The organism is Pseudomonas imperatae (assembly GCF_057128625.1).
Genome location: NZ_JBSKHP010000054.1, coordinates 1 through 9,543 on the forward strand (window position 1 = coordinate 1; position 9,543 = coordinate 9,543).

Here is a 9,543-nt window from a genome sequence, read left to right on the forward strand (position 1 = left end):
GCTACATCCTGTGGGAGCTGGCTTGCCAGCGAGCTGTTGGGGCCATAAAAGCTCGCTGGCAAGCCAGCTCCCACAGGACAGTTGCTACGACGCGGTCACGCGCGTCAATGGCGTCCGCGGTTTCATGAGGCCGCGGAATGACATCCCGCCAATTCCTCGTTTGCGGGCCTGAGCGGCAGGGTTCGATACTGGGCCATCCGCCCTGACCGAGCCCTTGCCCCGTGACCGACCTTACCTACCGCTTCGCCCCCGCCTTCCAGGCGCCCACCGGTTCGGCGATTCGCGAGCTGTTCAAGTACCTGTCGCTGCCCGGCATGATCTCGTTCGCCGGCGGCTACCCGGCCACCTCGTTTTTCGACCAACCCAACCTGGCCGCGGCCGCCGAGCGCGCCCTGCGCGACAGCCCCGTGGACTGCCTGCAATACGCCGCCACCGACGGCCTGCCGCTGCTGCGCGAGCAACTGGCGGCGCTGATGGCGAGGCGCGGGGCGCCCGTGGCAGTTGATGACCTGATGGTGACCACTGGCTCGCAACAAGGCCTGGACCTGCTGATCAAGGTGCTGCTCAGCCCCGGCGAGCGGGTGCTGGTGGAGCGGCCTACCTATCCTGCGGCGCTGCAGGCGTTCCGCCTGGCGGGCCTTGAGGTGCACAGCGCCGCCACCGACGCCCAGGGCCTGGACACCGCGCGCCTCGCCGAGCAGTTAGCGACCCAGCCCAAGGGCAGCATCCGCCTGTTGTACTGCGTGCCGACCTTCGCCAACCCCACCGGCGCCTGCCTGCCGCTTGAACGGCGCCTGGCGTTGCTGCAGCTGGCCGCCGAGCACGATTTCCTGATTATCGAGGACGACCCCTACGGCGCCCTGCGCTTTGCCGGCGAAGCAGTGCCGTCGCTGCTGGCCCTGGCGGCGCAGGTCGAGGGCGCCGCCGGCCGGGTGGTGCATTTGTCCAGCCTGTCCAAGGTGGTGGCGCCGGGCCTGCGCATCGGTTGGCTGATCGCACCCGCGCCCATCCGCCAGCGCTGCGTGATCGCCAAGCAGACCGTGGACCTGTGCACCGCGCCGTGGGCGCAGCAGATCGCCGCGCTGTACCTGGCCGATGGCGCGCTGGAACGGGCGCTGCCGGGGCTGGCCCAGGGCTACGGGGACAAATGCGCGCGCATGCTCGCAGGGCTCGAAGGCCTGCAGGACGTATTGGAGGTGTCGCCGCCACAGGGCGGGATGTTCATCTGGGGGCGCTGCCGCAGTGGGGTGGATGCCACGCAGTTGTTGCAGCGGGCTATCGAGCAGCGGGTGATGTTCGTGCCGGGCAGTGCGTTCTTTGCCGAGGGCGCTGATGCCAGCAGCCTGCGCTTGTCGTTCGCCGCGCCGTCGCTTGAGCAGATAGACGAAGGGCTGGTGCGCCTGGGGCGGTCGTTCGGCTGACCGCCCCGGCACCGGTGTCGCTTAGAAGAACACTTTCAGCAGCAGGCTGGCGGTGTTCTGGTTGGTGTCGAAGGCGTGGCTGCTTTCGATGCCGTACTTGTCTTTCCAGTAGTCATACTCGAAACCGACGTACACCTGCTTGGGCTGCCAGTGCAGGGCCTTGCCCAGGTCGTACTTGACCTGCGGGTTGAAGTGCAGGTTGGCGTGGTAGTCGCCTTCCTTGTTGTGGTCGCCGCTGACCACCCAGTCCATGTAGCCGTCGATGAGGATGTCGGAGCTGCCCACTGGAATGGTGTAGGACCAGACCGGGGTGATCTGCCAGATGTTGTTGCCGGCGCGGCCGCCATCCGGGATACGGTTGTAGAAGTTCAGCTGGAAGTAGTCGAAACCAGGGATGTTCAGGTCAAAGCCCGGGCCGATCAGGTACGACTCCACGTCACCCTCGCCGAACTCGTAGGTGAACGCCAGCAGCACGTCGGAGACCGGGCCGAAGGCGAACTTCTGGTCGAAGATCTTGCCCAGGGACAGGCGCGGGCTGAACTCGCCGTAGGTGCCGAAGTTGCCGTTGCCCGAGTCTTTCTTGCCGTTGTACCAGGTGTTGTCCACGAACAGGAAGTTGTCGCCGTACTTCCAGGCGTCGGCGTGTTCGAACGTGACGGTTTGCTGGATGCCCGGATTCACTTTGAAATCCTGGCCATACAGGTAGGTCAGGCTGTTGCTCTGCCATTGCAGCCAGCCGCCGTCGTCGGCCATGGCCTGGCCACCGGCCAGCATGCCACCGGCCACCATCAGGCTCGAAAGAGTACGTTTCATTGGTTAGCTCCCAGGTTTGATTTCAGTCTGTTTTTCTAAGGTGGCGCTCTGTGGCGGCGCCTTTTTGGTTGCGTTAAAAGTCGTCCAACCGGTCAACTTCCTCTGCGGCGCAACTGAGTTAGCAAGAGCCTTGCCAAGGCCGACGCACAGCCAAAGAAATCCCGTCGGCTGCGGTGAATAGCAGTCGAAAGTGGTTCGATTGGCTGCAAACGGCGACGCGGCAGGGCAGGGGGCCCAGTCTGGTACAAGAGGTCAGCTTTATCGGGGAAAAAATCCCCCCGGTTTTACGCGGGCGCGCAGATTACTGACTCACGCGGCGCGGCTCAAGTGCTCCGTTACAGAGCAGGCCCAGCAAAAGTGGGGCACTCGGTCAGCTTTTCGACCGGCGCCCCCCATGGTCAATGCTGATGCACCGCTCTGGACAGGGCTTCTCGCTCGGCACCACCGAGCACGTTGAACAGCAGGTTGAGCAGCACCGCGCTCAACGTCGCCATGGCGATGCCGCTGTGGGTGATGGGGCCCATCCAGTCTGGCAGCTGGGAGAAGAACTCCGGGCGCACCACCGGGATCAGCCCCATGCCGATGCTCACCGCCACCAGCAGCTGGTTGCGACGGTCACCGATGTCGGCTTCCTGGAGGATCTTGATGCCGGTGGCCGCCACCATGCCGAACATGGCAATGGCCGCACCGCCCAGCACCGCGGGCGGAATGGAAGCCACCAGGAACGCGGCCTTGGGCAGCAGGCTGAGGGCGATGAGGAAGCCGCCGGCCACCACCGTCACCGAACGGCAGCGCACGCCGGTCATCTGCACCAGGCCGATGTTCTGGGCGAACGAGGAGTGGGTGAAGGTGTTGAAGAAACCTGCCGCGAACGAGGCGGCAGCGTCGCACAGCAAGCCGCGACGGAGCATGCCGGGGGTGACCTCGCGGTCGGTGATCTTGCCCAGGGCCAGGAACATGCCGGTGGACTCGACGAAGATGATCACCACCACCAGGCACATGGACAGCACCGGCGCCAGGCTGAAGGTGGGCATGCCGAAGTGCAGCGGCGTGACCACTTGCAGCCAGGGCGCGGTGGCCAGGCCCGAGAGGTCGACCATGCCGATCAGGCCCGAGATGAGGTAGCCCAGCAGCATGCCGATGAGCACGGCGATGTTGACCCAGAAGCCGCTCATGAAGCGATGGATCAGCAGGATGGTGGCCAGCACCAGCCCGGCGACGATCAGGTAGATGGGCGAGCCGAACTGCACCGCCTTGGCGCCACCACCGGCCCAGTTCACCGCCACCGGGAACAGCGACAGGCCGATGGAGGTGATGACGGTGCCGGTGACCAGCGGCGGGAAGAACCGCACGATCTTCGACATGAACGGCGCAATGATCATGCCGAAGAAGCCGGCGGCGATGGTCGCGCCGAAGATGCCCGGCAAGCCCACGCCCTGCATGCCGGCCATGGCCACCATGCTGCCGACCGCGGCGAAGCTGGCGCCCATCATCACCGGCATGCGGATGCCCAGGGCGCCGATGCCCAGTGACTGCACCACGGTGGCCACGCCGGCCACCAGCAGGTCGGCGTTGATCAGGAAGGCGATTTCCTCACGGGAAAGGCCGGCGGCCTGTCCGATGATCAGCGGCACCGCGATGGCGCCTCCATACATCAGCAAAACATGTTGCAAACCCACCAGAATCAGTTGCAGCAACGGCAGGGGCTGTCGTGGTGGCGCAGCAGGGATGCGCGCGTGGATTGACTCGGACATGCAACACCTCAAATCTTGTTTTTATTTTTCGGTTAGCAGTACCCGTAGCAGCTGCCCCGTCGATCGCGTCGCCTGTATCGCGGCCAAGGCCGGCTCCTACCACGAACGGCGTAGGAGCCGACCTTGGTCGCGATGCAGGCGACGCGGTGTCAAGACAGTCGCTGCTACGAACGATCCATCAGTTGGTTTGCGCTCCGTTGGCGATCCACTGGCCCACCAGGTTGCGCTCTTCCTGGGTCATCTGGGTGATGTTGCCCAACGGCATGATCTGGCTGGCCACGGCCTGCGCCTGGATGCGCGGGGCCAGTTGCTGGATCTGTTGCGGGGTGTCGAACATGATCCCCGCAGGCGCCGTGGAGAACAGCGGGCTGGTCGGCTTGGCCGAATGGCACACCGCGCAGCGCTCCTGGATCACCCCGTGCACCTTGTCGAAGTCCGCGCCATTGCTGGCCTGGGCCGGCTGTTCTGCCGGGGCCGGTGCAGCGGCAGGCGTGGCCGGCATTTCATCGGCGCGTTTGCCACCGATGGCAGTGCCCGGCAGCGGCTGGTACTCGATGGCCGGTGCCTTGGCCACGTCGGCACTGTTGCCCATTTGCATGGGGCCGGTGACGAACGCCAGGCAGATCATGCCCAGGGCGCCGGCAGGCAGGGCCCAGGCGAACTTGTGGCTGTTGTGGCGGGTGTTGAAGTAGTGACGCACGACCACGGCCACCACGGCGATGCCGGCCAGGATCAGCCAGTTGTAGTGGCTGCCGTAGGTGCTGGGGAAGTGGTTGCTGATCATGATGAACAGCACGGGAAGGGTGAAGTAGTTGTTGTGGCGCGAACGCAGCAGGCCCTTGGCCGGCAGGGTCGGGTCGGGCGTGCGGTTCTCGGCGATGGCCGCCACCAGCGCGCGCTGGGCGGGCATGATGATGCGGAAGACGTTGCCGACCATGATGGTGCCGATGATGGCGCCGGTGTGCAGGTACGCGCCGCGGCCGCTGAACACCTGGCTGAAGCCGTAGCAGGCGGCAATGATCAGCACGAACAGCACCAGGCCCAGCAGGCCGGGACGCTTGCCCAGGGGCGAGTCGCACAGTTGGTCGTAGATGAACCAGCTGGCGATCAACGCGCCGACGCCGATGGCGATGCCTTCCGGCCCGCTCAGGGTGCTGCCGGGGGCCAGCAGGTAGAGCACGGGGTTGGAGTAGAACACCACGCACAGCAGCACGATGCCCGACATCCAGGTCCAGTAGGCTTCCCATTTGAACCAGTGCAGGTTGTCCGGCATGGTTGGCGGGGCCAGTTTGTATTTTTCCAGGTGGTAGATGCCACCCCCGTGAATGGCCCACAAGTCACCGCTCAGGCCCTCACGCGGGTTGGCGCGATTGAGGTTGTTCTCCAGCCAGACGAAATAGAAGGATGCGCCGATCCAGGCGATCCCCACGATCATGTGAATCCAGCGCACGCCCAGATTCAGCCACTCCATCAGATGTGCTTGCACAGTTCTAACCTCTTGCCGTGCCACTGCGGTGCAATGGCCGGCCTTCTCTTATTGGTGGGGGGCGAGGACCAGCAGCTCGTCCTCATTGAAGAAATGCTCATCGCAGTTATTGCCAGTGCCACTGCGATCAACCACCAGGAAGTCATCCCGCTTTTCGATCGTCAGCACCGGGTGGTGCCAGACGCCGCGATGGTAATTGATGCCCTGCCTGCCATTGGTGATGAAGGCGCGGACCAAGCCTGATACAGGTGCATCGCCAAGTGGCGCGACCACGATCAGAAAGGGGTTGCCCAGCAGCGGCACGAAGGCCTGGCTGCCCAGCGGATGGCGCTCCAGCATGCGCACGGTCAACGGCATGTCCAGCACGTCGGCGCGGAAAATGCTGATGATCGCCTTGTCGTCGGGCGTGGCGGTCTCGACCGTGGCCAGACGATGGAAACGCATGGTCGAGCCGTTGTTGATCATGAAGTGGTCGCTGCCGTCGGTTTCGATCACGTCACCGAAGGGGGCGAAGGCTTCTTTTGTCAGGGGCTCGATCACTAGTGTGCGCATTGTGGGTCTTCTGTCTGTTCAGTGATTAATGTGTAACTGGCCCCTGTGGGAGCTGGCTTGCCAGCGAGCTTTTGACGGCCCAACAGCTCGCTGGCAAGCCAGCTCCCACAAAAGCGCATTCAGGCGCTGCTTACTTGGCTACCTTGCCCAGCACGCGCAAGCGGCTCACGCCACCGTCCGGGAACACGTTCAGGCGGATGTGGGTGATAGGGCCCAGGTCCTTGATCTGCTCCTGGAAGCTGTGCTCCTGGTGCATCTGCAGTTTTTGGCTAGGCAGCAGTTCGCGCCAGAACAGGCTCTGGGTCTCGATCTGGCTGTCGGTGCCACCCTTGACGAAGGCGCCCTGAATCGAGCAGCTGTCGGGGTAGTTGCCCTTGAAGTGCAGGGTGTCGACCACCACCTGCTCGACGGTGCCGGCATGGCCCAGGGCGACGATCACCCAGTCATTGCCCGGCGTGCGGCGGCGTGCGGTTTCCCAGCCGTCGCCCATGTTGATGCCGCGGCCCGGGTTGAGGATGTTGCTCATGCGCCCGAAGTGCTCGTCGGAGCAGGCCAGGGCACGGCCGCCGTTGAGGGCGCTGGCCAGGTCGACCTGTTCGTTGTCGCCTACCGCGGACCAGTCGCGGAACGGCACGCCGTACACGCGCAGGCGCGCCACGCCGCCGTCCGGGTAGATGTTGAAGCGCAGGTGGGTGTAGGCCTGGGCATCGCTGATTTCGTGGTAGTGGTGGCTGTTGCCCTGCAGCTCGACGGCTGGCAGCACTTCGGTCCACTGGGTGGCGTCGGTCGGGTCGCCGTCGGCGACGAAGCAGCCTTCCAGCGAGGCCGAGGGCGGGAAGTTGCCGGTGAAGAACGAGGTGTCGATGTCCACGCCTTTGATCGAGCCCGGCACGCCCAGGCGGATCACCGCGCTGTCATAGCCTTCGAAGCGCTTGCGGCGCGATTCCCAGCCGTCCATCCATTTGCCGTTGTCGTCGAACACGCCTTCCTTCCACACCGCTGGGGTGGGCTGGAACAGGCGGTTGACGTCGGCGAACCAGTCGTCGGTGACCGAGATGGCCTTGGTGCCCAGGCGCGCGTCGGCCAGGTTGACGAACTTCTCGAAGGGTACGGCGTATGCTTTCATTTTTTCTTGTCTGCCTTGAATGGGGGCTGGAGGGGGCGAGTTACAGGCCTTGCAAGCGGAACAGGGCAATCTTGTTGATCTGCGCCAGGGCTTCCTTGAACTCGGCCTCGACCGAGTTGTGGATGCGCACTTCGAACGCGGCGAGGATCTGGTGCCGGTTGCTGCCTTTCACTGCCATGATGAAGGGGAACTTGAACTTGGCCTTGTAGGCGTCGTTCAACTCCGTGAAGCGCTGGAACTCTTCGGTGGTGCATTGATGAATACCGGCGCCAGCCTGTTCGTTGGTGCTGGCTTCGGTCAGTTCGCCCTGGACGGCAGCCTTGCCGGCCAGGTCGGGGTGCGCGTTGATCAGTGCCAGTTGGCGTTGGTGATCGGCGCTCAACAGGATGTCGCTCATGCGCTGGTGCAGGGTTTCGACCTGGTCCAGCTCGGCGCCCTGGCCCAGGTCGTAGGCTTTTTCAGCGACCCATGGCGAGTGTTCGTAGATGTCGGCGAAGGCGGCGACGAAGGCGTCGCGGCCCAGGGCCGATGGCTTCAGGGAGTGGAAGGCGGTCATTGCGCAGCCTCGGGCGTGTAGGGATGGGTTTCATGCCAGTGGCGGGCAATGTCGACGCGGCGGGCGAACCACACCTGCTCGTGGCCCTTCACGTAGTCAATGAAACGCATCAGCGAGGCCAGGCGCGCCGGGCGGCCGATCAGCCGGCAGTGCAGGCCGATGGAGAGCATCTTCGGCGCCTCGGCACCCTCGGCGTACAGCACGTCGAAGGCGTCCTTCAGGTATTCGAAGAAATCGTCGCCTTTGTTGAAGCCCTGCACCTGGGTGAAGCGCATGTCGTTGGTGTCCAGGGTGTAGGGGATCACCAGGTGCGGCTTGCCGGTGGGGTTGTTGCGCTCCCAGTAGGGCAGGTCGTCGTCGTAGGTGTCGGAGTCGTAGAGGAAGCCACCTTCCTCCATCACCAGGCGGCGGGTGTTGGGGCCGGTGCGGCCGGTGTACCAGCCCAGCGGGCGCTCGCCGCTGATTTCGGTGAGGATGCGGATCGCCTCGAGCATGTGCTCGCGTTCCTGGTTCTCATCCATGTACTGGTAGTCGATCCAGCGGTAGCCGTGGCTGCAGATCTCGTGGCCGGCATCGACCATGGCGCGGATCACGTCGGGGTGGCGCTGGGCGGCCATGGCCACGGCGAAGATGGTCAGCGGGATGCCCGCTTCCTTGAACACCTTGAGGGTGCGCCACACGCCGGCCCGGCTGCCATACTCGTACAGCGACTCCATGCTCATGTTGCGTTCGCCCTGCAGCGGCTGGGCGGCCACCATTTCGGACAGGAAGGCTTCGGATTCCTTGTCGCCGTGGAGGATGTTGCGCTCGCCACCTTCCTCGTAATTGAGCACGAACGACAGGGCAATGCGCGCATTGCCAGGCCAGCGAGGGTGGGGCGGGTTGGGGCCGTAACCGATCAGGTCGCGTGGGTAATCAGCGCTCACTGCTTGCATCCTTCTTCGCGTCATTAGGGTGGCGGGTGGCCCCGATGAGGTTGGCGACCCGGCGATGGATTGATTGTATACAACTTTATCCGTGATTTGTAAGCCTGTTTTTTGCCAATCATCGCCTTGGAGGGTCAATTTCTTTCCTTGCAAAATACTTGCCCGACTGGTCAGGTATTCGACTGGGCGGTCACGTAGCGCATGCGTTACCGGGCTTGTCTCCGGTTTTAGGGGGTGGGCTGGGGCTGCCGAAAAAAGGTCGCAAATATTGTGTACAATTTTATTTGAAAGTGTCTTAATGTCGTTGTGTTGGATGCCCAGGGCGCCCTCAAAAGGTGCATGGGCCTTCGGATAACCGGATGAAAATGAGGCACGAGACGCAATGGGACGTTTGACTACGCATGTGCTGGACGCCGCCCACGGCTGCCCCGGCAGCTCGATCAAGGTCGAGCTTTATCGCGTCGAGGGCCAGCAGCTGGAGTTGGTGGCCCAGGCACTGACCAACAGTGATGGCCGTTGTGACGCACCGCTGTTACAGGGTGATGACTACCGCAGCGGCGTGTACCAGCTGCAATTCGCCGCCGGCGACTACTACCGCGCCCGTGGCGTGGCCATGGCCGACCCGGCGTTCCTCGACGTGGTGGTGCTGCGGTTCGGCATCAGCGCCGAGCAGGATCACTACCACGTGCCGTTGCTGCTCTCGCCTTACAGCTATTCGACTTACCGCGGCAGCTGAGCTGCGCGCGCTCCTTCGTTGGTACCTCTTGCCCGCCCACACTGCGGGCTTTTTTTTGCGTCCTCCCCACGCTGCAAGCCGCTTTTGATCTTGATCCCGTGAGGCCTTTGATCTTGATTGTGTGCCCCATAAAGCGCCAGGGCCGACTGGAGGCGTTGGCCAAGCGGTCCCCG

The 9,543-nt window shown here is 63.9% G+C and carries 9 protein-coding genes; 2 read left to right on the forward strand and 7 right to left on the reverse strand.

Going from position 1 to position 9,543, the window contains the following annotated elements:
* Positions 1-221: 221 nt before the first annotated feature.
* On the forward strand, positions 222-1,421 hold the full coding sequence (locus ACWKWX_RS32360) for an aminotransferase-like domain-containing protein (protein ID WP_483829905.1): 1,200 nt from the start codon (positions 222-224) through the stop codon (positions 1,419-1,421).
* A 21-nt stretch (positions 1,422-1,442) separates the two neighbouring features.
* On the opposite strand, the gene ACWKWX_RS32365 is transcribed toward ACWKWX_RS32360, so the two are convergent.
* The 7 genes from ACWKWX_RS32365 to puuE form a co-directional block, all read right to left on the reverse strand.
* Positions 1,443-2,234: an outer membrane protein OmpK gene (locus ACWKWX_RS32365; RefSeq protein ID WP_416425939.1), complete on the reverse strand. Its 792-nt coding sequence runs from the start codon at positions 2,232-2,234 to the stop codon at positions 1,443-1,445.
* A 398-nt stretch (positions 2,235-2,632) separates the two neighbouring features.
* A complete protein-coding gene (locus tag ACWKWX_RS32370; protein WP_473003888.1) occupies positions 2,633-3,988 on the reverse strand; it encodes a nucleobase:cation symporter-2 family protein in 1,356 nt (451 codons plus the stop codon).
* Between the two features lie 178 nt (positions 3,989-4,166).
* Complete coding sequence (locus ACWKWX_RS32375; RefSeq protein ID WP_416425935.1) at positions 4,167-5,474, reverse strand: urate hydroxylase PuuD; 1,308 nt, start codon at positions 5,472-5,474, stop codon at positions 4,167-4,169.
* A gap of 48 nt (positions 5,475-5,522) precedes the next feature.
* Positions 5,523-6,026, reverse strand: a complete 504-nt coding sequence (locus ACWKWX_RS32380; protein ID WP_416425933.1) for an ureidoglycolate lyase — start codon at positions 6,024-6,026, stop codon at positions 5,523-5,525.
* Between the two features lie 130 nt (positions 6,027-6,156).
* Positions 6,157-7,152: an allantoicase gene (gene alc, locus ACWKWX_RS32385; RefSeq protein ID WP_416425931.1), complete on the reverse strand. Its 996-nt coding sequence runs from the start codon at positions 7,150-7,152 to the stop codon at positions 6,157-6,159.
* Between the two features lie 40 nt (positions 7,153-7,192).
* Positions 7,193-7,708, reverse strand: a complete 516-nt coding sequence (gene uraD / locus ACWKWX_RS32390; protein ID WP_483829906.1) for a 2-oxo-4-hydroxy-4-carboxy-5-ureidoimidazoline decarboxylase — start codon at positions 7,706-7,708, stop codon at positions 7,193-7,195.
* Positions 7,705-8,634, reverse strand: a complete 930-nt coding sequence (puuE, locus tag ACWKWX_RS32395) for an allantoinase PuuE (protein ID WP_416425927.1) — start codon at positions 8,632-8,634, stop codon at positions 7,705-7,707. Before puuE ends, uraD begins: the two co-directional genes overlap by 4 nt.
* Positions 8,635-9,016: 382 nt before the next feature.
* Here puuE and uraH point away from each other — a divergent pair, with 382 nt between their 5' ends.
* Positions 9,017-9,370 (forward strand): hydroxyisourate hydrolase, encoded by a 354-nt coding sequence (gene uraH / locus ACWKWX_RS32400; protein ID WP_416425925.1) that lies wholly within the window; start codon positions 9,017-9,019, stop codon positions 9,368-9,370.
* The last annotated feature ends 173 nt before the right edge of the window (positions 9,371-9,543 follow it).